The sequence below is a fragment of the Mesorhizobium mediterraneum genome, assembly GCF_002284565.1.
In the GTDB taxonomy this organism is placed as follows: domain Bacteria; phylum Pseudomonadota; class Alphaproteobacteria; order Rhizobiales; family Rhizobiaceae; genus Mesorhizobium; species Mesorhizobium mediterraneum.
In genome coordinates this window covers 148,036-171,848 of the sequence record NZ_NPKI01000032.1, presented here as the reverse complement: position 1 = coordinate 171,848, position 23,813 = coordinate 148,036, and the positions used below count along the sequence as shown (strand labels likewise).

General features: G+C 62.8%; 30 protein-coding genes. 12 read left to right on the top strand and 18 right to left on the bottom strand.

Annotated features, from left to right (window positions below; genetic code table 11):
* Positions 1 to 107 precede the first annotated feature (107 nt).
* Complete coding sequence (locus CIT25_RS24635) at positions 108 to 266, top strand: DUF3309 family protein (RefSeq protein ID WP_077375416.1); 159 nt, start codon at positions 108 to 110, stop codon at positions 264 to 266.
* A 70-nt stretch (positions 267 to 336) separates the two neighbouring features.
* Here the strand turns inward: CIT25_RS24635 and CIT25_RS24630 are convergent, their stop codons facing one another.
* Positions 337 to 1,302, bottom strand: a complete 966-nt coding sequence (locus tag CIT25_RS24630; RefSeq protein ID WP_095487334.1) for an NmrA family NAD(P)-binding protein — start codon at positions 1,300 to 1,302, stop codon at positions 337 to 339.
* A gap of 94 nt (positions 1,303 to 1,396) precedes the next feature.
* Between CIT25_RS24630 and CIT25_RS24625 the strand changes: the two genes are divergently transcribed.
* A complete protein-coding gene (locus CIT25_RS24625) occupies positions 1,397 to 2,308 on the top strand; it encodes a LysR family transcriptional regulator (protein WP_095487332.1) in 912 nt (303 codons plus the stop codon).
* Here CIT25_RS24625 and CIT25_RS24620 read toward each other — a convergent pair.
* The 4 genes from CIT25_RS24620 to CIT25_RS24605 form a co-directional block, all read right to left on the bottom strand.
* Entirely contained in the window at positions 2,266 to 3,462 is a 1,197-nt protein-coding gene (locus tag CIT25_RS24620) for an MFS transporter (RefSeq protein WP_095487330.1), read from the bottom strand. The two genes, CIT25_RS24625 and CIT25_RS24620, sit on opposite strands and share 43 nt — an antisense overlap.
* Positions 3,463 to 3,781: 319 nt before the next feature.
* Positions 3,782 to 4,240 carry a DNA alkylation repair protein gene (locus CIT25_RS24615; protein ID WP_206072990.1) on the bottom strand — a complete coding sequence of 153 codons (459 nt, stop codon included), beginning with the start codon at positions 4,238 to 4,240 and terminating at the stop codon, positions 3,782 to 3,784.
* 76 nt (positions 4,241 to 4,316) lie between these two features.
* Positions 4,317 to 4,625 (bottom strand): DUF1244 domain-containing protein, encoded by a 309-nt coding sequence (locus tag CIT25_RS24610; RefSeq protein ID WP_095487328.1) that lies wholly within the window; start codon positions 4,623 to 4,625, stop codon positions 4,317 to 4,319.
* A gap of 26 nt (positions 4,626 to 4,651) precedes the next feature.
* On the bottom strand, positions 4,652 to 5,449 hold the full coding sequence (locus CIT25_RS24605; RefSeq protein WP_095487326.1) for an N-formylglutamate amidohydrolase: 798 nt from the start codon (positions 5,447 to 5,449) through the stop codon (positions 4,652 to 4,654).
* 245 nt (positions 5,450 to 5,694) lie between these two features.
* Between CIT25_RS24605 and CIT25_RS24600 the strand changes: the two genes are divergently transcribed.
* The gene (locus tag CIT25_RS24600; protein ID WP_095487671.1) at positions 5,695 to 6,183 is read left to right on the top strand and encodes a DUF1036 domain-containing protein; all 489 of its coding nucleotides are present in this window, start codon (positions 5,695 to 5,697) and stop codon (positions 6,181 to 6,183) included.
* A complete protein-coding gene (gene pyk, locus CIT25_RS24595; RefSeq protein ID WP_095487324.1) occupies positions 6,180 to 7,616 on the top strand; it encodes a pyruvate kinase in 1,437 nt (478 codons plus the stop codon). The genes CIT25_RS24600 and pyk overlap by 4 nt, the downstream gene beginning before the upstream one ends.
* 161 nt (positions 7,617 to 7,777) lie before the next feature.
* Here the strand turns inward: pyk and CIT25_RS37665 are convergent, their stop codons facing one another.
* The 11 genes from CIT25_RS37665 to CIT25_RS24540 form a co-directional block, all read right to left on the bottom strand.
* Positions 7,778 to 7,981 (bottom strand): hypothetical protein, encoded by a 204-nt coding sequence (locus CIT25_RS37665; protein ID WP_095487322.1) that lies wholly within the window; start codon positions 7,979 to 7,981, stop codon positions 7,778 to 7,780.
* Positions 7,982 to 8,111: 130 nt separating this feature from the next.
* Positions 8,112 to 8,696 carry a tetratricopeptide repeat protein gene (locus CIT25_RS24585; RefSeq protein ID WP_095487320.1) on the bottom strand — a complete coding sequence of 195 codons (585 nt, stop codon included), beginning with the start codon at positions 8,694 to 8,696 and terminating at the stop codon, positions 8,112 to 8,114.
* Positions 8,697 to 8,810: 114 nt separating this feature from the next.
* Positions 8,811 to 8,936 (bottom strand): type B 50S ribosomal protein L36, encoded by a 126-nt coding sequence (gene ykgO, locus CIT25_RS24580; RefSeq protein ID WP_006327841.1) that lies wholly within the window; start codon positions 8,934 to 8,936, stop codon positions 8,811 to 8,813.
* Between the two features lie 189 nt (positions 8,937 to 9,125).
* Positions 9,126 to 10,202: a 5-(carboxyamino)imidazole ribonucleotide synthase gene (locus tag CIT25_RS24575; RefSeq protein WP_095487318.1), complete on the bottom strand. Its 1,077-nt coding sequence runs from the start codon at positions 10,200 to 10,202 to the stop codon at positions 9,126 to 9,128.
* Entirely contained in the window at positions 10,199 to 10,696 is a 498-nt protein-coding gene (gene purE, locus CIT25_RS24570; protein ID WP_095487669.1) for a 5-(carboxyamino)imidazole ribonucleotide mutase, read from the bottom strand. Before purE ends, CIT25_RS24575 begins: the two co-directional genes overlap by 4 nt.
* Positions 10,697 to 10,798: 102 nt before the next feature.
* The gene (locus tag CIT25_RS24565) at positions 10,799 to 12,004 is read right to left on the bottom strand and encodes an aminotransferase class V-fold PLP-dependent enzyme (protein WP_095487316.1); all 1,206 of its coding nucleotides are present in this window, start codon (positions 12,002 to 12,004) and stop codon (positions 10,799 to 10,801) included.
* Positions 12,005 to 12,028: 24 nt separating this feature from the next.
* Positions 12,029 to 12,490 (bottom strand): RidA family protein, encoded by a 462-nt coding sequence (locus CIT25_RS24560; RefSeq protein ID WP_095487314.1) that lies wholly within the window; start codon positions 12,488 to 12,490, stop codon positions 12,029 to 12,031.
* A gap of 36 nt (positions 12,491 to 12,526) precedes the next feature.
* On the bottom strand, positions 12,527 to 13,321 hold the full coding sequence (locus tag CIT25_RS24555; RefSeq protein ID WP_095487312.1) for an amino acid ABC transporter ATP-binding protein: 795 nt from the start codon (positions 13,319 to 13,321) through the stop codon (positions 12,527 to 12,529).
* A 4-nt stretch (positions 13,322 to 13,325) separates the two neighbouring features.
* The gene (locus tag CIT25_RS24550) at positions 13,326 to 13,976 is read right to left on the bottom strand and encodes an amino acid ABC transporter permease (protein ID WP_095487310.1); all 651 of its coding nucleotides are present in this window, start codon (positions 13,974 to 13,976) and stop codon (positions 13,326 to 13,328) included.
* Position 13,977: 1 nt separating this feature from the next.
* Positions 13,978 to 14,643 carry an amino acid ABC transporter permease gene (locus tag CIT25_RS24545; RefSeq protein ID WP_095487308.1) on the bottom strand — a complete coding sequence of 222 codons (666 nt, stop codon included), beginning with the start codon at positions 14,641 to 14,643 and terminating at the stop codon, positions 13,978 to 13,980.
* Between the two features lie 77 nt (positions 14,644 to 14,720).
* Positions 14,721 to 15,596: a transporter substrate-binding protein gene (locus tag CIT25_RS24540; RefSeq protein ID WP_095487306.1), complete on the bottom strand. Its 876-nt coding sequence runs from the start codon at positions 15,594 to 15,596 to the stop codon at positions 14,721 to 14,723.
* Positions 15,597 to 15,722: 126 nt separating this feature from the next.
* Here CIT25_RS24540 and CIT25_RS24535 point away from each other — a divergent pair, with 126 nt between their 5' ends.
* Positions 15,723 to 16,526 carry an IclR family transcriptional regulator gene (locus CIT25_RS24535; RefSeq protein ID WP_095487304.1) on the top strand — a complete coding sequence of 268 codons (804 nt, stop codon included), beginning with the start codon at positions 15,723 to 15,725 and terminating at the stop codon, positions 16,524 to 16,526.
* Positions 16,527 to 16,559: 33 nt separating this feature from the next.
* On the opposite strand, the gene CIT25_RS24530 is transcribed toward CIT25_RS24535, so the two are convergent.
* Positions 16,560 to 16,763 (bottom strand): YdcH family protein, encoded by a 204-nt coding sequence (locus CIT25_RS24530; RefSeq protein ID WP_023797035.1) that lies wholly within the window; start codon positions 16,761 to 16,763, stop codon positions 16,560 to 16,562.
* A gap of 240 nt (positions 16,764 to 17,003) precedes the next feature.
* Between CIT25_RS24530 and CIT25_RS24525 the strand changes: the two genes are divergently transcribed.
* The 5 genes from CIT25_RS24525 to CIT25_RS24505 all read left to right on the top strand — a co-directional run bounded on the left by CIT25_RS24525 (position 17,004) and on the right by CIT25_RS24505 (position 21,690).
* Positions 17,004 to 17,183, top strand: coding sequence for a YdcH family protein (locus tag CIT25_RS24525; RefSeq protein WP_095487303.1), 180 nt, complete (start codon positions 17,004 to 17,006; stop codon positions 17,181 to 17,183).
* Between the two features lie 344 nt (positions 17,184 to 17,527).
* Entirely contained in the window at positions 17,528 to 18,781 is a 1,254-nt protein-coding gene (ispG, locus tag CIT25_RS24520) for a flavodoxin-dependent (E)-4-hydroxy-3-methylbut-2-enyl-diphosphate synthase (protein ID WP_095487301.1), read from the top strand.
* 4 nt (positions 18,782 to 18,785) lie between these two features.
* The gene (locus CIT25_RS24515; protein ID WP_095487299.1) at positions 18,786 to 19,655 is read left to right on the top strand and encodes a lytic transglycosylase domain-containing protein; all 870 of its coding nucleotides are present in this window, start codon (positions 18,786 to 18,788) and stop codon (positions 19,653 to 19,655) included.
* Positions 19,656 to 19,746: 91 nt separating this feature from the next.
* The gene (locus CIT25_RS24510) at positions 19,747 to 20,484 is read left to right on the top strand and encodes a class I SAM-dependent methyltransferase (protein ID WP_095487297.1); all 738 of its coding nucleotides are present in this window, start codon (positions 19,747 to 19,749) and stop codon (positions 20,482 to 20,484) included.
* A 276-nt stretch (positions 20,485 to 20,760) separates the two neighbouring features.
* Positions 20,761 to 21,690 (top strand): LysR family transcriptional regulator, encoded by a 930-nt coding sequence (locus tag CIT25_RS24505; RefSeq protein ID WP_095487295.1) that lies wholly within the window; start codon positions 20,761 to 20,763, stop codon positions 21,688 to 21,690.
* A gap of 7 nt (positions 21,691 to 21,697) precedes the next feature.
* Here CIT25_RS24505 and CIT25_RS24500 read toward each other — a convergent pair whose 3' ends face one another.
* Entirely contained in the window at positions 21,698 to 22,615 is a 918-nt protein-coding gene (locus CIT25_RS24500; RefSeq protein ID WP_095487293.1) for a polyprenyl synthetase family protein, read from the bottom strand.
* Positions 22,616 to 22,693: 78 nt separating this feature from the next.
* Here CIT25_RS24500 and CIT25_RS24495 point away from each other — a divergent pair, with 78 nt between their 5' ends.
* Together CIT25_RS24495 and rpmF are read left to right on the top strand one after the other, a co-directional pair.
* Complete coding sequence (locus CIT25_RS24495) at positions 22,694 to 23,464, top strand: biosynthetic peptidoglycan transglycosylase (protein ID WP_095487291.1); 771 nt, start codon at positions 22,694 to 22,696, stop codon at positions 23,462 to 23,464.
* Between the two features lie 137 nt (positions 23,465 to 23,601).
* On the top strand, positions 23,602 to 23,784 hold the full coding sequence (rpmF, locus tag CIT25_RS24490) for a 50S ribosomal protein L32 (RefSeq protein ID WP_006203806.1): 183 nt from the start codon (positions 23,602 to 23,604) through the stop codon (positions 23,782 to 23,784).
* The last annotated feature ends 29 nt before the right edge of the window (positions 23,785 to 23,813 follow it).

Below are 23,813 nucleotides of genomic sequence, written 5' to 3'. Positions count from 1 at the left end.
GAGTGCCGCGCGTCCATTGGACGCTCAAAGAAGAGGCCGCTCGGGAACAACCGGGCGGCCTTTAGCATTGTAGCGGTATAGTAGCACCTCATGGCGAGGAATCTCTCATGACGCTCAGCACCATTCTCATCATTATTTTGATCCTCATCCTGATCGGCGCAGTGCCGACGTGGCCGCATTCGCGATCCTGGGGCTATGGCCCTTCCGGTATCGTCGGCGTCATTCTGATCGTGCTGCTGGTGCTGCTGTTGATGGGCAGGATCTGAAGCCTTGTGCGTACGGCAAGCCGCGGAGGCCTATCGGCCGCCGCTGCTTCTCCTGATCAGGCATCTTCTGTCAGGCGGCGATCCGGTTGCCTCCTGCACCGGCGGTTGGAATGCCGATGTCGTTCAGGGCATCCGCGATGGCTTTATCCAGCTCCGTATGCGGGATCGTGCCAATGATGCCTTCCAGCCTTGCCGAGGTTAGCTGGTGTGGCTCGAAGCGGAGATAGGACATCGAGACGAGCTCGCGCCACATCGCCACGAACGGGCTGCCGGCGCGCAGCACCCACCACGGCATCGACGTTAGTTTCAGCGTGCGCCCCAGGGCCTGTTCCGCGGCCGCTTTGATCTCCAGATCGGTGACGGCGTGGCCCGGAAAGTTCAGCGCCTCGTAGGAGCCGAGCTTGTTGAGGTTTTCGGTCAATCCGACGAAAGCCTTGGCCAGGTCTGGCAGATAGGCCCATTCATGCACGAGATCGGCCGGTCCGGGGGCCGTATAGACACCCTTGTCCATCTTGGCGGCCACAATCAAATCGAACCACGAGCCGGTGCCGGTGCCACCAAAAAAGTCGCCGGCGCGCAGCAGAATGGTCCGCACGCGGCCCGCTTCAGCCTCGCGGCGAAAGAGGCCTTCCATGGCGACGCGGATGCGGCCCTTTTCGGTCGTCGGGAGAAATGGCGTGTCTTCGGTGATCACCGCCGGCATCGGCGAGCCGTAATTGTAAACGTTGCCTGGAGCGAGGTGCAATGCGTCGTTCGCCCGGCACGCGGCCATGACGTTCTCCGCCATCGGCAGGCACTTGCCCCAGTCGGTGTAGATCGGGTTGAGGCCGTTGAAGATGATGTCGACGCCTTCGGTGGCGCGGATAAGCGCTTCGCGATCAAGGCCATCGCCGGCGACGGCCGTGGCGCCGGTGAGCTCTGCCGGTATCCTGCCGCTGCGGGTGATGGCGCGGACATCGTAGCCAGCGTCGATAAAGGCCTTGGCCACCACGCGGCCGAGCCGGCCATTGGCACCCAGAATTGCGATCTTGGTCATTTTTCGTCTCCGTGTTTGCGTTACGTTCACAATATGATCTGCTCGCAAACGAATGGAAATTGACTGAATTTGGAGATCTGATATTCAGTTCTGAATGGAAATCGACTGGAACCTAATCAAGAGTTTCGTCACCGTGGCGGAAACCGGCAGCCTGTCTGCTGCCGCGCGCAAGCTGGCTGCAAGCCAGCCGACGCTCGGCCGCCATATCGCCGAGCTGGAGCAGGCGCTCGGCGTCACCCTGTTCCGGCGCGGGCGGCGCGGCTATGCGCTGACCGAAGCCGGTAGCACGCTCTATGAACGCGGCCGAGCGGTAAGCGAGCAGGCGAGCGCCTTTTCGCTTTTGGCACTGGGATCGGTCGAGGCGATCGAGGGCACGGTGCGGATTGCCGCCAGCGAGGTGGTGGCGGCCTATGTCCTGCCCGAGATGACGGCGCGGCTGGGTGCCGAGGAGCCCTGCATCGAGGTCGAGATTGTCGCGTCGAACCAGGTTGAGAACCTTTTGCGCCGCGATGCCGATATCGCCATCCGCATGGTCAAGCCGGCGCAGAACGAGCTGGTGGCGCGCAAGGTGACCGACATTCCGCTCCGCGCCTGCGCGGCAAAATCCTATCTCGACCGACGCGGTCGTCCGCTCAAGCCCGGCGATCTCGTCGGCCACGAGCTGATCGGCTTCGACCGCAGCGACGAGATCATTCGCGGCTTTGCGCAGTTTGGCGTCCCGCTCACCCGCAATGCCTTCCGCTTCAGGACCGACAACCAGATTGTGCTGTGGGAGGCGGTGCGGGCGGGAAACGGTATCGGTTTTGGCCAAGGACCGCTGGCCGACCGCGATCCGTTGGTGGAGACATTGCTGCCGGGCCTCGCGCTGCCGACGCTGCCGGTATGGCTAGCCATGCACCGCGACGTGCGCACCAGCGTGCGCATCCGCCGTGTCGCGGATTTTCTTTATGAGGAGTTGAAGCGCTATTCGGCTGGTGCTGCGTCGGGAGCGAATTCGGCGCGGTGAGCGAGCCCGGCCATCAAAAATACGACGACCAGCAGCCCCGACAAAGCGACGAAGATCGGACCGAAGCTTGAGTGCTCGGCGATGAAGCCGATTGCCGACGGCGCCACCAGAATGCCGGAATAGCCCATTGTGGTGACGACGCTCATGCCGGTGCCGGACGACATGCCTTCCTGGTTGCCGCCGGCCGAAAACAGGATCGGCACCATATTGGCGATGCCGAAGCCGCAGAAGGCAAAAGCCGCGATGGCGAGCCAGGGCGAGGGCGCCAGCCCGGCCACCAGCATGCCGGCAGCGGCGACAAGGGCCGAAACGCGCAGTGTCGTCACCGCACCGAAGCGGTTGCGGACGCCGTCGCCAAAGAAACGCATCACGGCCATGATGCCGGAAAAGGCCGCGTAGGCAAGGCCAGCGATGGCAAGATCGGCGCCGAGTTCCTGCTGCAGATACAGCGCCGCCCAGTCGAGCACCGCGCCCTCGGAGATCATCGTCATCAGCGCCATCAGCCCGACCAGATAGACCAGCGGATTTCCAGGCAGGGCAAATTTGCGCTGCCCGGTGCCCCTTGATGGTCCTCGGAGCGGCTTGTCCTCGGCGATCAGATAGCGGACTGCCACTGCAATCAGGGCGAAAGCGAACGCCGTCACTACGATCGCATGGGCGAGATGACCATAGTTCTGGATGGCGAACCCGCCGAGAGCGCCGCCGGCGAAACCGCCAAGGCTCCAGAAGCCGTGGGAGGACGACATGATGGCGCGGGACAACCGCCGTTCCACCACCACCGCATTGGCATTCATGGCGACATCCATGCCGCCGATCGAACCGCCGAAGATGAACATGGCGATGGCCGCAAGCGGCACATTGGGCGCGAGCGCCACAACCAGCAGGCCGAAGCTTCCGATGAGACCGAACCAGCGCAGCACGGTGCGCGACCCATGCCTGGAGATCAGGTGGCCGCACCAGGTCATCGCCGTGACCGCGCCGGCGCCGAACAGCAGGATCAACAGGCCGAGCGTGAACTTCGAGATGTCGAGCCGGGTCAGGAACACCGGGATCTGCGGCGCCCAGGCGCCGGTCAGAAAGCCGTTGGCCAGGAACATGGCCGCCACGGCCCATCGTCCACGAATGGCGGTCTGCATGATTTTTTGCGCGTGCATCGCGTAGAATCCGGTCTGAAAATGGCCTCGCGAGGCAAATTAGATCGATTCAATTTCCAGTCAAGCGCTCAGGGCTGAAAGTGCTTGGGCCAAGCCAAAAGCTTCCTTCATGGACCTCTCGTTCCCTCGCGTCGGCGAACCATCTCGGCGATCCACATCGGTGCGTAAGGTGGCGTGCAGCCGGGTGATGCAGGATAGTCGATGAAGACAGCGAGCCGTTCGCCAATCCCGATTGCTCGCGTTCGAAGTTTCGGGTGGTGAATGCCGATCTCGGCGAGGCAGTGGTTCATTGCCCATTGTTTCTGAGCAGGCGCCTTCCTCAGCTCCTTCTCAATCTGGTCGACAGGGCATCGAGATCGAGGCCCTCGGCGTTCCTGACGACCCTTTCGGTCGTCAGGCTCCAGCCTGCGCGACCGACAAGGTCGTCGCCGTCCTTCCAGCCCAGACGAAGTTCTTCGGCGTGGCGACCGGGCTTCACCACGTTCACGATGAACCAATCGAGCAGCTTGGGAGAGCGGATGTCGCTTATCATCGTGTCGAGCTCGGCCGCAGAGAAGGCCTTCGGCCTGCACACCAGGGTCGCGACAAGGCGCGCGGCGGTATCGCCTGTAGCCCAGAGCTGAAGTGCGAGGTCATGCTGGGTCTTCAATCGCTTGGCGAGAGCGCGAAGATGGGTGAGGTTCACACCGTGATCGTCGCCACGGCGTTCATTGGCCTCGCGCATCTTCGGATCTTCGAGCGCGGCGAGCTCGCGCAAGACGTCCTTGACTGTTGACATGATGCTCTCCTCCCTTCGCAGCGTTCCTCTCGCTTTGCGCTGACCGGCTCGGGCCGAACTCGGTCGTTCAGCGATCCTAATGATCTCTGGGGCGTCTTGCCTCGAACTCCGCCTTCTTGGCATCGGAGGCGTCAAGCTGGTTGAGCGTCTGCCATTCGGCATAGGGCATGCCGTAGATGATCTCGCGCGACTGGTCCTTGCTGAGATCGACGCCCTCGGCCTCGGCGGCGTCGCGATACCAGTTGGAGAGGCAGTTGCGGCAGAAGCCAGCGAGGTTCATCAGGTCGATGTTCTGCACGTCCGTGCGTTCGCGCAGATGCGCAACCAGCCGGCGGAAGGCGGCGGCTTCGAAATCGCGTTTTTGCTCGTCGCTGAGTTCGGTCATGTGTTCTTGGCCTCCTCGGGCTCTCCTTACAGCGGCCCGGTGCGCGAGCCGAATCGTTTGACCTGATGTATATCGGGACGGCTGTTTATCGCGTCAACGATCGGCGCCAGCCGTTCGGCCCAGGCGCCTGCATTCTTCCGATCGGCGATCAGATCCTGGCGGATTTCGATCAGCGCATGAGCAAAGCCGTTGACGATGGCATGCCTGAACATGGTGTCGCCACGTAGCGCGCCGTCATAAGGCTCGTTATCGCCGACGACGAGGTCTTTGTCGGCGGCCAGCATATCGATCAGCGGTCGCGCCACTCGGTCGTCGCGATCCCACAAGATACCGACATGCCAGGGGCGCACGAAGCCCTGCATGAACTGGGTGAAGGAATGTACCGAAAAGATGAAGGGCGCACTCGCGGAAGCCTGGGCCACCGAGGCGATCATTGCGCCGACCGCATCGTGATAGGGCCGGTAGAAGCGATCGATCCGCCTTTCACGTTCTTCCGGGGCGAGCGGATAATTTCCCGAAATGACGGTGCCGTCATAGAGTTGGCGGATCAGCGTAGGATCGTCCTCGCCGCGATTGGGGTCGATCAGAAGCCGCGAAAAGTTGGCGAGCACCGCCGGCACGCCGAGCAAAACGGCCAGCTCGCGCGTCACTGTCTCGACACCGATGTCGTAGGCGATATGGCGGTCGAATTCCGCCGCCGGCAGGCCGAGGCTGCCATAGTCCTCCGGCAGGTCGCGACGAGCGTGATCGGCCAGGAGCACGATGCCTCTCTTACGGTCGCCTTCGACGATGTCGAAAGGCGCGAAAACTGTGGATCGGGTCATTGGCGGGAAATGGTCTGTTCGCTGGCTTCCGGGGAGGGTGGTATCGTCATTCCACGAAGAGGACGCGTGCGCAATGCCGTCGTTTGGCCACGGTTTCTACGGAAATCTGGCGGAAGGTGACAGACCATGCGCCGGAGCCTTTCTAAATCGATTGGAATTGAGCAAAAGGGCGCGTTGACATGCGCCCGGACTTTTCCGAAAAGGGGCGTTGAGAGATGCAAATGTGGTTCTTGAAGGGTTTCAGGATGGGTTCCGCCGGCAAGTCGCGCGTGCGCTACGGCTTCGCCATGCCGCTCCTGACCCTTGCCGTGGGCCTCGCCGCGATGGTTGCTGCCTCGCCCGCGCGCGCCGATTTCCGTGTCTGCAACGCCACGCAGAATCTGGTCGGCGTCGGCATCGGCTATCGCGCCAAGGCCGGCTGGATCACCGAGGGCTGGTGGCATATCGAGGGATCGAGCTGCAAGACGTTGATCGAAGGGCCGCTGTCATCAAGGTTTTACTATCTTTATGCAGAAGACGCCGAGCGTGGCGGGCGCTGGGATGGCCCGATCAACATGTGCGTGGCTGAAAAAGAGTTCAAGATCGCCGGCGTTGCCGATTGCGTCGCTCGGGGCTTCCAGCGCGCCGGATTCCAGGAATATGACACGGGCGAGCAGGCAAGCTGGATGGTCCAGCTGACCGATGACCCCGCAACGGGGGGCGCTCCAGCCGCCCCGGGAACAAACAGTCAATGAGACGCAGCCGCAAGGTCAAGATACTCGCCACCATCGGTCCGGCCTCCTCCTCCGAGGACATGCTGAAGAAGCTCTTCGAAGCCGGCGCCGACGTGTTTCGCATCAATATGAGCCACACCGATCATGAATTGATGCGCACACTTGTCGGTCGCATCCGCAACGTCGAGAAAGCGGTCGGCCGGCCGATCGGCATTCTCGCCGACCTGCAGGGGCCCAAGCTGCGGGTCGGCAAATTCGCCAACGGCAAGGAGGCGCTGACACTCGGCCAGACGTTCACGCTCGACGACAATCCCGAGCCCGGCAATTCGACCAGGGTCTATCTGCCCCACCCCGAAATCCTGAGATCGGTCGAGGCCGGTCACCGCCTTTTGATCGATGACGGCAAGCTCGAGCTGAAGGCGGTGAGAAGCGACGGCAAGGCGATCGTCTGCACCGTCGTCGCCGGCACCACCATCTCCGACAAGAAGGGCGTCAGCCTGCCCGACACCGACCTACCGGTCGGCGCGCTGACCGAAAAGGACCGCAGGGACCTGGATGCGGTGCTGGCCACCGGCGTCGACTGGGTGGCGCTGTCGTTCGTGCAGCGTCCGGAGGATCTGGCGGAAGCGCGCAAGATCGCGCGCGGCCGGGCACTCATCATGGCCAAGATCGAAAAGCCGCAAGCCGTCGCCCGGCTGGCCGAGATCATCGAACTTTCGGACGCACTGATGGTTGCTCGCGGCGATCTCGGCGTTGAAATGCCGCTCGAAGCCGTGCCCGGCATCCAGAAGCAGATCACCCGCGCCGCGCGCCGCGCCGGCAAGCCGGTGGTGATCGCCACGCAGATGCTGGAATCGATGATCACCGCGCCAGTGCCGACCCGCGCCGAAGTGTCGGACGTCTCGATCGCCGTGTTCGAAGGCGCCGACGCCATCATGCTTTCGGCCGAATCCGCGGCCGGCTCCTACCCGGTCGAGGCGGTGGCGATGATGAACCGCATCGCCAGCAAGGTCGAAACCGACCCGACCTATGCCGGCATCATCAATGCACAGCGCTCGGAGCCTGAAGCGACCGGCGCCGACGCCATCTCGCTCGCCGCCCGCGAAATCGCCGAGACGCTGAAACTGTCGGCGATCATCAGCTATACGGCGTCGGGCACGACCGGCCTGCGCGCCGCGCGCGAGCGGCCGCAGGTGCCGATCGTCGCGCTGTCGCCGATTGTCAACACGGCGCGGCGGCTGTCGCTTTTGTGGGGCACGCATTGTGTCGTCTCGCCCGATGCCATCGACCTCGACGACATGGTCGACCGCGCTTGCCGCATCGCTTTGGACGAAGGGTTCGGCAAGCCGGGCGACCGGGTCATCATCACGGCCGGCGTGCCGCTGAGGACGCCGGGCTCCACCAACATGCTGCGCATCGCCTATGTCGGTTCAGACGCCCAGATCAGGCGCTAGAGCAAATCACCCAAAGATGCGCAGCGATTTGGGTAAAAACAAAGACTTAAAGCGCGTCGCAAGAATCCATTCAAACGCGACGGCTTTAGGCCGCTCACGCCGAATTCACCAAGCTGAAGCCTCGCCTCGATGGGACTGGGAGCGTAGCGACTTATTGCCGATCAAGAAGGTGAGGCGACGGCGAGCACGATCGCGATTATCAGCAAGAGCGGTCCCATCCATTTGAAATGGCTGGGAAGGCGTGCCAGCCAAGTCTGTTGTCCGGTTTGGGGTTGGTTCGGCAGCTGAAAGAACCCGTAGCCGACGCCCGACATCCATAGACCGGCGCAAAACATTATGAATTCGTCGATGTAAGCTGCGATCATGATTGCCGAACCGCTCCAACCCTAGACAGGAAACCACACCTCGCGCTCACCGACAAGCAGCACTGCAAGAACGGCAGCAATGTTGAAATTGCCGTGGAGCGTCGCAGCCAGGCGCACTGGTCCACCGGCATCAAATCCCTTCGCCGGCAAGTTCTTCCGAAAGCGTGCCGACCTGATCCTGGGCGCTGCGCAGCATCGGATAGATGCTGAGCACGCGCTGCCAGGCTTCCAGCGCCGATTCCTTGTGGCCGGTTACGGCCATGATCTGTGCCAGGCCGGACAGCGCGCCGAAATGGCGCGGCTCGAGCTGCAGCGTGCGGTCGATGTCCGCCATCGATTTCCCAAAATTATTCATCATGAAATGTACGGTGGCGCGCCGGTTCCAGCCTTCCGCATAGGCCGGTTGCAAGGTCACCACCTGGTCGAGGAAGTCGAGCGCCACGTCGAACTTTTTCTCTTCGACCGCCTTTTGCGACCATTGCATCATCAGGTCGATCGAGGCGCTGCCGGATTGCACCCACTCGTTCGAGATGCGCGCGGCGATGCGCTCTGCGGCTTTTTCGTTGCGCTCGCGCTTCAGGTCGACAAACAGCTGGTCGAGCCTTGCCTCCCTGGTCGTGGCAATCGGAGGGGCGACCGTGTCCTCCGCTTGAGCCGGAGGTACGGCGGAGCCGAAAAGAAAAAGCGCCGCGAAGAATGCAAAACGAATCCGCATGGCCGAGAATCTAACCCCGGACGGCAGATCGTCAAACTGAATTTAGCGTGAGAGGGCCGGGAGGCCAGCAATTACATCATGCAAGCGTGGAGGCAGGCCTCCACGCGAAAAGACTCAGCCCTGGCGCGCCTTGTAGCGCGGAGCGGTCTTGTTGATGATGTACACGCGGCCCTTGCGGCGAACCAGCTGGTTGTCGCGGTGACGCGCCTTGAGCGCCTTGAGCGAATTCTTGATCTTCATGGTCTTGCCCGTCGGTCTGGGCCCGCTTGGGCCGAATTATTAAGGCGCGCTCGGAAAGCGCGCCTCTCAACTTGTGCGTGGCTCATAAACGAGGAGCCTTGCCCGTGTCAACCGCAGCATGCTTCATGGTGCGGCGGATTTTGAGTTTCTGCTCTATCGACGGCGTTAGAGCGGCGCCGTCCAATAGCCTCAGCGGCGACGGCTCATTCGCGTAAAATGGCCCATTTTGCGGCCGGGACGCGCCTCGGCCTTGCCATAGAGATGCAGCATCAGGTCAGGCTCGGCGAGCAGCGCTGGGACGCGCAGGATGTCGTCGCCGATCAGGTTTTCCATGACGCAGTCAAAATGGCGGCCGGGATTTCCCAAGGGCAGGCCGGCGACAGCACGAATATGCTGCTCAAACTGCGAGACGATGCAGGCGGCTTCCGTCCAGTGGCCGGAATTGTGAACACGCGGCGCGATCTCATTGGCCAGCAGCGCGCCGTCGGCAAGGACAAAGAACTCGATGCCGATGACGCCGACATAGTCGAGTGCGGCAAGTATCTCTGCTGCTGCTGCCTGCGCCGCAGCGGCGGTTTCGGAGCCTATCCTGGCTGGCAAGGTCGAGCTGTGCAGGATGCCGTCGCGGTGGACGTTTTCTGCCGGGTCGTAGGCTGCGAGCGAACCGTCTATGCCGCGCGCCGCGATCACCGAAATCTCGCGTTCGAAGGCGACGAAGGATTCGAGGATCAACGGCACGTTGCCCATCGCCTCGCAGGTGCCGGCAAAGCCGCCCGTTTCCATGTTGCGGAAGACACGCTGGCCCTTGCCGTCATAGCCCATGCGCCGCGTCTTCAATATGCCGCTGCCGTCGAACTTTTTCAGGGCCGCCGTCAATTCGTCGTCATTGTCGACGGGACAGAAATCCGCGGTGGGAATGCCGATGCCGTTGAGGAATTTCTTCTCTGCCACCCGGTCCTGCGCCACTTCCAGTGCGCGCGCCGGCGGATAGACCGGGACCGTGACGGCAAGCGCGCTGGCGGCCATGACCGGAACGTTCTCGAACTCGTAGGTGACGACGGCGCTGACTGCAGCCAGTTCGGCGAGCGCTGCCGTATCGTCGTAGGCAGCGGTGATCTGCCGGTTTGCGACCTGTGCCGCCGGGCAATCCGGCTGCGGTTCCAGCACGACCGTGCGGTAGCCGAGGCGGGCCGATGCCATGGCCAGCATGCGGCCGAGCTGGCCGCCGCCGATGATGCCGATGGTCGATCCCGCGGGCAGGCTCATGGCGTGTCCGTCGGCTCGGCGGCGACCTTGGCGGTCTGGGCGGCGCGCCAGGCGTCGAGCCGGGCAGCGAGCTTTTCGTCGGTCAGCGCCAGCACGGCAGCGGCCAGAAGGGCGGCATTGGTGGCGCCCGCCTTGCCGATGGCCAGCGTGCCGACCGGAATGCCGGCCGGCATCTGCACGATGGAGAGCAGCGAGTCCTGTCCGGAAAGCGCCTTCGATTCCACCGGTACGCCAAAAACGGGGAGCGGCGTCATTGCCGCCGTCATGCCGGGCAGGTGCGCCGCACCGCCGGCGCCGGCGATGATCACCCGAAGACCGGCCGCCTTGGCGCCCTTGGCGAAGTCATAGAGCCGGTCGGGGGTGCGATGGGCCGAGACGATCAGCCGCTTGTGCGGGATGCCCAGCGCCTCCAGCGTTTCGGCGGCGTGGCGCATCGTCGCCCAGTCGGACTGGCTGCCCATGATGATGGCGACGTCGGCGCGTTGATCGTCCAAGCTTCTGCTCCCGGCGGCAAAGGCGCGCATTAGCGGAATTCGGGATCGACGGCAAGGATGCGATGCCTCTACGCCCATTCGGGCGCATGGCGCCATCGTCACCTAATCCGGCCAGCGCAACGCGCCGGCGGTGTCCTTGCGAGCCGGCTTCATCGCATCCGCCGGGCGGTCGGTTGCGTTCAGCACAGCCTGCAGGCGTTCGGCGACGATCTCCGCCTCGCCGGGATGGAGATTGCACGGGTCGAGGAAGAAGTGACCGCGCTCGACCTCGTGGTTGCGCACGATAATAGGAGGCGAGCCTGCCGCCAGCGCCGAGGCAAGGCCGGCGGCGCTGAACCTGCTCTCAGGCGTAACAAACACCTGCAGGCGGTCGAGCGGATTGTCGGTCGGATCGGGAATAATATGCGCGGCGATGCCGGGCAGGCCCTGCAATGCCTCCTCCCACAGATGCAAGGCCGCATCCTCCCGCTTGCGGATGCCGGCGTGATCGCGACGCTCCCAGGCCTCCAGCGCGGCCATGGTGCCGGCGATGCTTTCCTTGCCGACCTTCATCGCCCGCGCAACGCCGCGATTCTGGAGATAGGCAGCACGCACCAGATCCTTGCGCCCCGTCACGATGCCGCTAGTCGGTCCCGAGAGGAATTTGTGCCCGCTATAGACGACGATGTCGGCGCCGCGTGCGAAAAAGCCGCGCAGGTCGTATTCCGAGGCGGCGTCGACGATCACCGGGACGCCCTTGGCGTGGCAGATCTCGCAGAATTCCTCGAGCGAGAGCATGCCGTATTGCACTGTGTGATGCGCAACGACATAGAGGCCGGCCGCGGTGCGGTCGCGGATCGCCTCGCGCACATGATAATCCTGCGTCACGCTGACCGTGCCGGCCGGTACGGCCTTGGCCCCGGCAAGCCGGATCGACTGGTCGATCGGCGCGCCGTAATTGACGATGTGGCCGAGCTGGACGATGACCTCCGACTTGAGGCCCTCGGTATCGTCCGGCAGCCGCTCGATCGCCAGAAGGTTGGTGCCGGTCATCGTGCCGGCAATCGCCATGGTGATGCCGCTGGCGCAGCAAGCCGTGACGAAGCCGGCCTCGCCCCCTGTGAGGCGCGCGACGATCGTGCTTGCGGCGCGTTGCAGATCGTCCATCTCCACCCACTGCGACGCGATTTCCGACATCGCGGCGATCGCTTCCGGGACGATGATCGAGGCACCGAGCGCCGTCATCGTGCCGGAAACGTTGATGATCGGGCGAAGGCCGAGTCGTTGACGAATTGTCGTGTTGGAGCCGTTTTCGGAATAGGTTTTCATCTCTAGAGGTCCCGTTGGTAGACGTCAGGCGGCGGTCTCGACGACCGCCTCGATTTCGACCGTGATGTTTCCCGGCAAAGAGCCAACACCGATCGCCGAGCGGGCGTGCCCGCCGATACTATCGAAGACTTCGGCGAAAAGATCGGAGCAGCCGTTGACCACCTTCGGATGGTCGCTGAAGGTCGGGATCGCGTTGACGAAACCCAGCAGCTTGACGACGCGCACGATGCGGCCGAGGTCGCCCGCTGCGGCATGCATGACAGCGAGCAGGTTCAGGCCGGTGAGACGGGCATGTCCATAAGCCTCCTCCACCGTGACGTCCTCGCCCACCTTGCCGGTGCAAAGCGTGCCATCGGCGCGCAATGGCCCCTGGCCGGAGAGGAAGATCAGCCGTCCGCTCTCGGCGTGGGTGACGAAATTGGCGATCGGCTTCGGCGGCTCGGGCAGCGTCAGGCCCAGTTCGGCGAGCCGGATGTAAGGCGACATGAAAAGGCTCCTTGCGACAGCTTTCGCCGTCCGATGTCAGAAATGCGAGGCGCGGAACCGCGCCAGAAAGCTGCGAAGACGTTCGTTGTCGATGTCCGCGCCCAGAATCTCGGCTGGCGGGCCTGCGGCGCTGACACCGCCATCCGCCATGAAGACGATGCGGCTCGAGGCGTCGCGCGCAAAGGCCATCTCGTGTGTGACCATCACCATGGTCATGCCGTCCTCCGCCAAGCTGCGTACCACCTCGAGCACCTCGCCGACGAGTTCCGGATCGAGCGCCGAGGTTATCTCGTCGAGAAGCAGGATTTTTGGCTCCATCGCCACCGCGCGGGCAATGCCGACACGCTGCTGCTGGCCGCCGGAAAGCTCGGCGGGCAGGCTGTCTGCCTTGTGGGCGAGGCCGACCCGGCCGAGCCAGTGCTCCGCAATCTGGCGGGCTTCGGCGCTGCTTTTGCCGCGCACCTTGCGCAGGCCAAGCATGATGTTGCCGGCCGCCGTCAGATGCGGGAACAGATTGAAACTCTGGAACACCATTCCGGTCTCGGCCCGCATCTTCGCCAGGTCGCGCTCACTGCGGCGCTGGCGTGTTCCCGTCTCGCGGAAGCCAACCTCCTTTCCGTCGATGCGGATGGAGCCGCTATCGTAGCTCTCGAGAAAGTTGACGCAGCGCAGCAGCGTGGTCTTACCACTGCCGGAAGGCCCGATGACAGTCACCACCTCGCCGCGTGTCACCTTTAGGCTGACGGAGCGCAGGACCTCGACGGATCCAAAGGATTTGGAAACGTCGCGGATATCGAGAAGCGCCGGATTGGCGGGCGGGGCGATGGACATCTTGCTATTCCCGGATGAAGGAGAAACGCCGCTCCAGCCGTCGGCTGGCCAGGGAGAGGGCGTAATTGACGGCGAAGTAGATGACTGCGCCGAGGATGTAGAGCGGCATCGCCTCGTAGGTGCGGCCGATGACCTGGTTGATGGCGTGCATCAGGTCGGTGATGCCCAGCAGCGAGACCAGCGCGCTGCCCTTTACCGCATCGGTGACGCCATTGATCCATGGCGGCAGGAAGCGCCTGAACGCTTGCGGAAAGATGACGTAGGCCAGTCGCTGGCGAAAGGTCAGCCCGATCGCCATCGCCGCCTCGGACTGCCCCTTCGGTATGGAACCGACCGCGCCGCGCAGATATTCGATGACCTGGGCCGTCTTGAACAGGGTGAGCGCCAGCACGGCGGCCCAGAAGGACTCCAGATGGATGCCGATGGCAGGCAGGCCGTAATAGACGAAGAAGATGAGCACCAGGATCGGAATGCCGCGTATGGTGTCGCTGAAAATGCGCACCACCCAGCGCAGCGGCGTAGGGCCGTAGACAAGGCCGACGCCCATCATCACGCCGGCGACGAGCGACAACACCACGACAAGCAGCGACACCCACAGTGTCACGGCAAAACCCTGGGCTAGGAAGGGCAAGGCATAGGCGATCTGGCCAAGCATGTTAGTGCGCCGCCCTGAACCGGCGCTCGACAAGCCGAAGCGCATAGAGAAGCGCGTAGCCGGTCAAGAGGTACATCGCCGTCACCACAAGGTAGACCTCGACGATCCGGAAGGTGTTGAAGTTGATCCATTGGGCGCCGTAGGTGAGCTCGGGCACCGAAATGACCGAGGCGACGGACGTGTCCTTGAAGAGCGATATGAACGTGTTGGAAAGCGCGGGCAGCGTTATCCGCAGCATCGTCGGTAGGCGCACATGGAGCAGCCGCTGCCAGGGCGTCAGGCCGATCGCCTTGCCAGCGTCGATCTGTCCGCGCGGCACGGCTTCGAGCCCCGAGCGAAACACCTCGACCAGATACGCGCCGCTATAGAGCGACAGTGTCGCGACAAACGAGGTCTGGGCGCTGTAGGCGAGATCGACCACGGTCGGCAGGCCGTAGAAAACGAGATAGACAAGCAGGATCAGCGGCACGTTGCGGATGAATTCGACATAGGCGGCGATTATGGACCGGACGACGCGCCCGGCCGAGACGTACCAGACCGCCAGAACGAGCCCGATGACGATGCCGATGGCTATGGAGATCACGGCGAGCTCGAGACTGAGCAGCAGGCCGCCCCACAGCTTGTCGAAATGCCGCCAGATCAGGTTGAAATTGAGGGCGTAGCCCATGCGTCTGCCTCAGTGCCGAGGGCCGTCGAGGAGAAGGAGGCGGAAGGGCGCCGATTGCTGCCCTTCCGCCAGCTGCATCAGATGACCGGAAAACCGGGATGCCGGGCCGGCGGCTCCAGCCCGAAATAGTCCTTGAACGCCGCGTCGTAGAGCGCCGTTTCATGACCGAACATTGCCGTCGCGAAGGATGCGTTGACGAAGGTCAGCCAGTCGAGATCGCCTTGCCTCAGCGCCGCGCCGTAAAGCATGCTGAACCAGCTTTTGCCGGCATCGAAGTAGCGGTCCGGGTTGCGTGAGGCGAGCCAGCGCACCGTGGAAAGATCGACGGCGGCCGCGTCGACGCGCTTCGACTCGAGTGCCTGCAGCACGTTGGCCTGGGTGTCTATCTGCATCACCTGCGACTCCGGCAGGACAATGTGCACATTTGCCTCGGCATCGACATTCTGCAGGATGGAAATACGCGTTGCCGAACCGCCGGCAAGCAGCTTGTCGAAGGTCTTGTTCTCGGCGGTCGGAAGGGTCAGCAGAGCGATGCCTTCGACGTAATAGGGCCGCGAGAAGTTGATCAGCTGCGAGCGCTGGGCGGTCATGGTCATGAACTGGATCGAGATGTCGACCTTGTTGGTGGTCACATTCGGAATGCGCTGGGCCGGATCCTGCATGACGAAATCGACCATGGTCGGATCGTCGAAAAGCCCCTTGGCAAGAATGCGCCCCATGGTGACGTCCATGCCGACGAGTTCGCCGGCATCGTTCTCGAAGTGCCAGGGTGCGTTGGTGCTGCCGGTGCCGACGATCAGCTTGCCGCGATCGAGAACAGTACGCAGCAGGCTGTCCGGCGCCGCTTGCGCCGCCGCCTTCTGAACATCGACCGTTGCTGCTGCGCCCATCACTCCGGCCGTTGCAAGCCCGGCCATTTTCAGAAATTCACGTCTTTTGGATGTGTCGTTCACGGCGACCTCCTTCGTGTTGTGTTCCCCTTTGGATGAGCAACATGCGTCGTTGCAATGAACGTGATTGTCCCTTACAAGAGACGCATGTACTCTATACAAGACAGATACTAACATCAGGAGCCGGTAATGCAAGATGGCAATGCCTTGGCAGTTCGACCGGACGCCGGCCTGGACGAAGACAGGGCATCGGGCTCTCGCGAGAAGGGTCTCAACCGGGTGCTCCAGATCCTGGAGTTTCTCCACACGACCCAGCGTGCGATCGGGATTGGCGATCTCGCCAAGGCAGTGAATGCGCCTCGCTCGACGACCTACACGCTTGTGCGCTCGCTGGTCGATGCGGGCCTGCTGGAAATGGCCGGCGACGGCAATCGCGTCTATTTCGGAAAAAAGCTTTACCTCTACGGAATGGACTATGTGCGCGGCAACGACCTGCTCAGGAGAGGGCGGCAGGAGGTCGACAATCTGTCGCGCGAGACAGGCGAGACCTCTGAATTGTGCATGCTGCAAAGCGGCCGCTACACAATCGTCCATTCAAGTCCGGGCACCAGGCCGTTCCGGATCAGCTCGGCCACAGGTCTGCAGATCCCGCTTCCCTGGACCGCTTCGGGGCGGTTGCTTCTCGCCGGTTTCGAAAGGGCCGTGATCGAAGACATGGTGTCCGAAGACGATCTCGTCCTGCCAGACGGCCGCAGATTGCTGCTCGACGACTTCATAGAAGATATCGCCGTGGCTGGCGGTGTCGGCTACTGCGTGACCTCGGGTCTTGTCGACGCCTACACAAAATGCCTTGCCGCGCCGGTCTTTTCAGCGCCCGGCAAGGTCGAGGCGACGATATGCCTTGTGGTTCCCATCGATACTTCCGGAGAAAAGACCGACGATCTCATCGCCATGCTGCGCGAACGCGCTGCGAGGCTTTCGATCACAGGATGAGCAGGTTTGCCGAGTCGCCAAGTGGGAATTCGCTCACGCGATGATGTCGGGGATGATCCGGTCTTCCAGCGCCATCAGCCGGTCTTTCAGGAATAGTTTTTTCTTCTTCATGCGCTGGATCTGCAGCGGGTCGCAGCCCATGGCGATCATCGCGTTGATGGCCGCGTCGAAATCGGCGTGCTCTTGCTTCAGCCGAGAATATTCGAGGCGGATATCGGCCTGTTCCTGTTCGGACATTATCTACCGTCTGCACGTCTGCGGCGCCCAAAAATGGGCCTGATTGGGCGGGGCCGGGGGCTCTCTTGCACCGGCGCGCAGCCAATATCACATTTCACATTGTCGTGGAATGCTACCACGCAGCATTCGACATCGCTGCCCGATGGTGGCACACTGTCATTATGCCGTCACAGAAGCGAGCCTGCGGTGGACACGCCTTGACGGCTGCAATCGAGGAAACCATGAAAGGGAGAACCAATCATGTCTCTTGCATCCCATCTTGATGAGTTGCAGCGGAAACACGGCGACATCGAACGCGAAATCGATGACGCGATGAATCATCCATCAGTGGATGACCTCGAAATCGTGAATCTCAAGCGGCGCAAGCTGGCACTCAAGGACGAGATTGAAAAACTGAAAGCGAAACCGACCACGCATTGACGCTTTTCCTCGAATAGCTGCGCCGGTTTCGGCGCACGAGCATCTTTCCGGTGGCGGCCATGCCGCCGGAGCGCTGCTTCACACGACTCGGAGATGGTTCCGGCCGCCAGCGGCACGGATACGATGGGCTGTTTGTCTCCTCTCCCGTTATCGATTTGGTAGGTCTGCCTGCCTGTCGCCATTGACAAGCCATCTTTGCTCCTCCACCTCATGCCCGGACCTTCTACAGCGCCGCGCGCCCTTTCGGGCGCGCAAAGGACACTGTATTTTGATTTTTGCGCGTGATCCTTTCCGGAAACCGATTCCGGGATTCGGGGTGATGCGCTAACAAAGGGCAGCCGGCCATGACCGGATATTTTTCCTCTCCCTTCCCGCGCCGCACGTCGGTCGGTGTCGATGTCGGCGGCGTGATGGTCGGCGGGGGTGCCCCTGTCGTCGTTCAGTCGATGACCAACACCGACACCGCCGATGTCGACCAGACAGTCGCTCAAGTTGCGGCGCTGCATCGTGCCGGCTCCGAGATCGTGCGCATCACCGTCGACCGCGACGAGAGCGCTGCCGCCGTGCCCGCCATCCGCGAGCGGCTCGAACGGCTCGGCATCAACGTGCCGCTGGTCGGCGATTTCCACTATATCGGCCACAAGCTGCTCGCCGACCATCCGGCTTGCGCCGAGGCGTTAGCCAAGTACCGCATCAATCCCGGCAATGTCGGCTTCAAGGACAAGAAGGACCGGCAGTTCACTGATATCGTCGAGATGGCGATCCGGCACGACAAGCCGGTGCGCATCGGCGTCAATTGGGGGTCGCTCGACCAGGAGCTTCTGACCCGGCTGATGGACGACAACCAGCGCCAAGGCTTTCCGCTGACCGCGCAGGAAGTGACGCGCGAGGCGATCGTGCAGTCGGCGATCCTTTCGGCCGAAATGGCCGAGGAGATCGGTCTTGGCCGCGAGAAAATCATTCTGTCGGCCAAGGTTAGCGGTGTGCAGGACCTGATCGCCGTTTATACCGAGCTTGCCACCCGCTCCAACCACGCGCTGCATCTTGGCCTCACCGAGGCCGGCATGGGTTCAAAAGGCATCGTCGCCTCGTCCGCAGCGATGGGCATCCTTCTCCAGCAAGGCATTGGCGACACGATCCGCATCTCGCTGACACCGGAGCCGAATGGCGACCGCACCCGGGAGGTGCAGGTATCGCAAGAACTCCTGCAGACCATGGGGTTCCGGCAGTTCGTGCCGATCGTCGCCGCCTGCCCCGGCTGCGGCCGCACGACCTCTACCGTGTTCCAGGAACTCGCCCAGAACATCCAGGCGGATCTGCGCAAGAACATGCCGGTGTGGCGTGAAAAATATCCCGGCGTCGAGAACCTCAAGGTCGCGGTGATGGGCTGCATCGTCAACGGTCCAGGTGAATCCAAGCATGCCGATATCGGCATTTCTCTGCCCGGTACCGGCGAGACGCCGACGGCGCCGGTATTCGTCGACGGCAGGAAGGCGGCGACGCTGCGCGGCCCGTCGATTGCTGCGGACTTCGAGAAAATGGTCGCCGACTATATCGAGCAGCGGTTTGGGCAACTTGGCAAGGCCGCGGCGGAGTAGATCTATGCGGCTCCCTTGGGCGACGCCGGTCTTGCTTGGTGGGTTTGTCTTGCTTTGTGGGCTGGGCTGGGTGACAGCCGTCCAGGCCGATCCGCCGCGCCCCGCCAAACAACGACTGCTCGACCGGGTTTGCAACCTGATCGAGGCTCATGCGGACCAAAACGGCCTGCCCAAGGACTTCTTTGCCCGGTTGATCTGGAAGGAAAGCCGCTTCGATCCCAGTGCGGTCAGCCCGGTCGGCGCCGAAGGCATTGCCCAGTTCATGCCGGGTACAGCCAAGATACGCGGCCTCGCCAATTCCTTCGATATCGAGCAGGCCATCCCGGCCTCGGCAAAATATCTCGCCGAAATGAAAACCGGCTTCGGCAATCTCGGCTTGGCCGCCGCCGCCTACAATGCCGGTGAAAGCCGGGTGTCGCGCTGGCTGAGTTCTGGCGGTTTCCTGCCGATGGAGACCGAAAGCTACGTTCTGGACATCATGGGCGAGCCAGCCGACAGGTTCACCGACACCGCCTATGCCGGCACCATCCGGCCGCTCGACAAGAAAGCGAGCTTCGCGGTCGCCTGCCGCAAGCTGCCGGTCATCAAGTCCCAAACCGTGGCCATGGCGTCGATCAACATCAAGCCGTGGGGCGTGCAGGTGGCCGGCAATTTCCGCCGCGCCGCGGCGCTCAGTCAATGGAATGGTGTGAAGCGCCGGTTTCCGGCCTTGCTTAAGGGCCAAAATCCGGTGGTCAGCCGGGTGCGCTCGCCGATCGGCAGGCGCGGCATCTATGCGGTCCGGATCGGCGCCGACTCCAAAGCCAAGGCCGACAACATTTGCCAGAAACTGCAAAGCGTCGGCGGTGCATGCATTGTGGTGCGGAACCGGTGATGGGTACCGACCGATTTGCCCGACAAACCATCGAAGCTGCGCTTTGACTCCACGAATTCTGCTGCTCCACGGCTCCAACTCCAGGCCTTCCATGACCGACCGTCTCTACAGCGATCCCGACCTCGCCCAGTTCTACGATATCGAGAACGAAGGCGGCGTCGACTTCGACTATTGCGTCGGCTTTGCCAAGGGTGCCGGATCGGTTCTCGACCTCGGCTGCGGCACCGGGCAATTGGCCGCCGCGCTCGCCGATCGGCGTAATGTGACCGGTGTCGATCCGGCGCCGGCGATGCTCGACATCGCGCGCCGCCGAGCCGGCGGGCAGAGGGTCGACTGGGTCGAGGCCGATGCGCGAACCGTCCGGCTCGGACGACGCTTCGATCTGGTTCTTTTGACCGGGCACGCCTTCCAGGTGTTTCTGACGCCGAAAGATCGAGAGGCGGTGCTTGCCACGATCGCTGCTCATCTGGCTCCCGATGGGCGCTTCATCTTCGACACGCGAAATCCAGCCACCGAGGAATGGCTCGAGTGGACGCCGGAAAGGTCCGAACGGGACCTGAGTCATCCCGGATTGAGCACCGTAAGAGCGTGGAACGATTTCCGGCGCGATCCCGCTACCGGTGTCGTCACCTACTCGACCCATTATGAAATCCCCGACAGCGGGCGGGTGCTCAGCGCCGAATCGAAAATAGCCTTCCCGACAAAGGAAAGCCTTGCGGGGATGATGGACCAGAGCGGGCTGGTCGTCGAAGAATGGCTCGGCAACTGGCAGGGCGAGCCGTATGGCCCGGCCTCGCCGGAAATCATCCCGATTGGCCGGTTGCGCTAGCCCGGACGTTGCTTCGCTCTGGGCGTTTTCCCATCTTTTGCGGTGACCGGTTGAGCACGCCGATAATCCGGAGACACCACCGCCCGATTGCGGCGCTGCGCTGACGACGTGCCCACCGATGCAGCTCGTGACCATCGCGCAGGTTTGGCTGTTCTGAACGCATCGCACTCTCCTCACCAGCATTTCGGATGCTGAGGAGGGAATCATATTATGTATCGCAAATACTGATAATTGGTGATAATTTCCGTTCATCTGTGACGAATTGGAATAGATATCATGGACCGACAGGAAACGATGGGTGTGTTCCTGTCAGTTGTCGAGGAAGGCGACTTCTCGGCAGCGGCACGCCGGCTGCGGATGACCCCATCGGCCGTCAGCAAAATCATCGGTCGCCTTGAGTCCCGCCTTGGCGTGCGCTTGTTGCAACGCTCGACGCGGCGCATCAGCTTGACAGCGGAAGGCAGCAGCTATGCCGATAGCGCTCGCCGGATCCTGAACGACATCAAAGAGGCTGAAATCGCGATTCAACCCGGCGCAGAACCGCGCGGCCGGCTGCGCGTCAGTCTTCCGAGCGCCTTCGGCCATCGTCTAATCGTGCCGATGCTACCGGCTTTCATCGATCGCTATCCGGCCATTGAGCTCGAGCTGATGTTCACAGATGCGATTGTCGACCTGTTGGCTGAGGAAACGGACGTCGCCGTGCGCGTTGCCGCCCAGAGCGATTCCAGGCTGGTGATGCGGCGGCTGGCGCCCAATCACCGTGTCATTTGCGCGTCAGCTCAGTATCTCGAAAAACACGGCATACCGATGACGCCAGGCGACCTTCAACATCATACTTGCCTCGGCATCACATCACGCGGCGGCCTTAACATCTGGGAATTCGATGGCCCGGACGGTCCGCAAAGCATGCGTATCCGCAGCCCGATAGAGGCCAACAGCACGGAAGCCCTGCGCCGGCTGGCGCTCGCCGGTGTCGGCATCATCCGCATGTCGGAGATATTGGTCGGACCGGATATCAGGATAGGCAGGCTGACCGCACTGCTCACCGGATACAATCATCATGACGGACCGCCAATCTGCGCTGTTTATCCGCCTGGCCGGATCTTGTCGCCGCGTGTCCGCGTGTTCGTGGATTTCCTGGCCGAACAGTTCACCAACCCTCCTTGGCTACGCAGCGCGCCACAAGACGTCGGGCATACAGTTTAGAGCAGCATCAGCTGTTGCGGGTCGCCACGAATGTCGCCGCTTGCTTCAGAAGCACGGCGGCTTCGCCATAGGGATCGAGCAGCGCGTGGGCCTGGTCGACGAGGCCTTGAAGCTGGTCCTGCGCCCAGTTCGCGCCGTGCAGCGCCACCAGCGTCGCCTTGCCGGCTGCTGCATCCTTGCCGGTCGCCTTGCCCATCTGGTGCGCGTCCGCCGTCAGGTCGAGCAAATCGTCGGCAAGTTGAAAGGCAAGCCCGATCGCCGAGCCGAACTCGGCCAGCCTTTCGCGGTCGACCGGTGGCGCGCCGGCAATGATTGCGCCCGCCTCGCAGGCGAAGCGGATCAGCGCGCCGGTCTTCATCGCCTGAAGCCGGATGATGCCGGCTTCGTCCGGCCCGATGCGCTCGGCCTCAAGGTCGAGCATCTGGCCGCCGACCATGCCGCCGGCTCCGGCGGCGCGGGCCAGCGCCAGCACCAGCGCCACCCTTCGCTCGGCCGGTAGCATCATCGCTTCGTCGGCAATGATGTCGAAGGCGAGCGCCAGCAAGGCGTCGCCGGCGAGGATGGCGGTCGCCTCATCGAAGGCCTTGTGCACGGTCGGCTGGCCACGGCGCAAATCGTCATCGTCCATGGCCGGCAGATCGTCATGGATCAGTGAATAGCAATGCACGCATTCGAGCGCCGCCGCCACGCGCAGCGCCGCCTCGCTGTCGGCGGAAAACAGCGCGGCGCTTTCCATCACCAGGAAGGGGCGCAGGCGCTTGCCGCCGTTCAGCACGCCATGGCGCATCGCCGCCATCAGACGTTGCGGCCGCGCGATCTCGCCCGAAAGCGGGCGGTCGTCGAGGAGCCGCCTGAGCAGCGCCTCGATCGGACCTGCGCGCGCGAGAAGCGCTGCCTCGAACGGAATTTGGTCGTCTTTCGTCATCGCCGGGACCGGTAGCCGACACTCAGACGTTGCGCAAGAAGCCAAGCGCCATTATGCCGGGGCAGGGAGCAGCATGGATTGGGCGGCTTGGCGGAACCGATCGTCGATCACGAAACCGAAGGGTTGGACATGGTGAGGCCGAAACGCGGCAACCGCATCGGTCTCAAACGCTGGCCCCGGCTCTGGGTCCGGCGCGGCATCACCGTCGCCGTCGTGCTGGCGTTGATGCCGGTGGTGTTGACGTTTCTGTATCTGCCGCCGTTCGTGCATCCGGTGTCGACATTGATGCTGAAGGATCTGGCGACGTTTTCCGGCTATGACCGGCGCTGGGTCTCGATCGACGATGTGGCGCCGGCGCTGGCGAATTCGGTCATCATGTCGGAGGACGGGCAGTTCTGTTTCCATCGCGGCATCGACCTTGGCGAGTTGAGGGGCGTCGTCGACGACGCGCTGGCCGGCGAGATGACGCGCGGCGCATCGACCATCACCATGCAGACCGTGAAGAATCTCTATCTGTGGTCGCGGCCGCTGGGCTCGGTCCGGAAAGTCGTCGAGCTGCCGCTGTCTGTCTATTTTGACATGGTGATGTCGAAACGGCGCATCATGGAAATCTATCTCAATATCGCCGAATGGGGGCCGGGCATCTATGGCATCGAGGCCGCCGCCCAGCACCATTTCGGGGTTTCGGCAAAACGATTGTCGCGTCGCCAGGCGGCACTGCTTGCCGTCACCTTGCCGAACCCGATCGCGCGCAACCCGGCGAAGCCCGGACCGGGGCTGAGGCGGCTGGCTGCGCTGATCGAGCGGCGCGCAGGCCGGTCCGGCGCCTATGTCGGCTGCCTGCGATAGCTTAAAAAAATTCGCGACGGCGCTGGCCAAAACGGCGCAGGGCGTGTATAGGCACCCGACTTTCTCAGATTCCGGCCCTGACGCGGCCCTTTCACGAGGGCAGCCGGGGCGTTTTGACCATGTAGTGGAGCATATCCATGGCCGTACCGAAACGAAAAACCTCTCCGTCGAAGCGCGGCATGCGCCGTTCGGCCGACGCATTGAAGGCCCCGACCTATGTCGAGGACAAGAATTCCGGCGAGATGCGCCGCCCGCACCATATCGACCTGAAGACCGGCATGTATCGCGGTCGCCAGGTTCTGGAGCCGAAGGAAAGCTGAGACAGCTTTCGACGGTTTGTGACTACCGA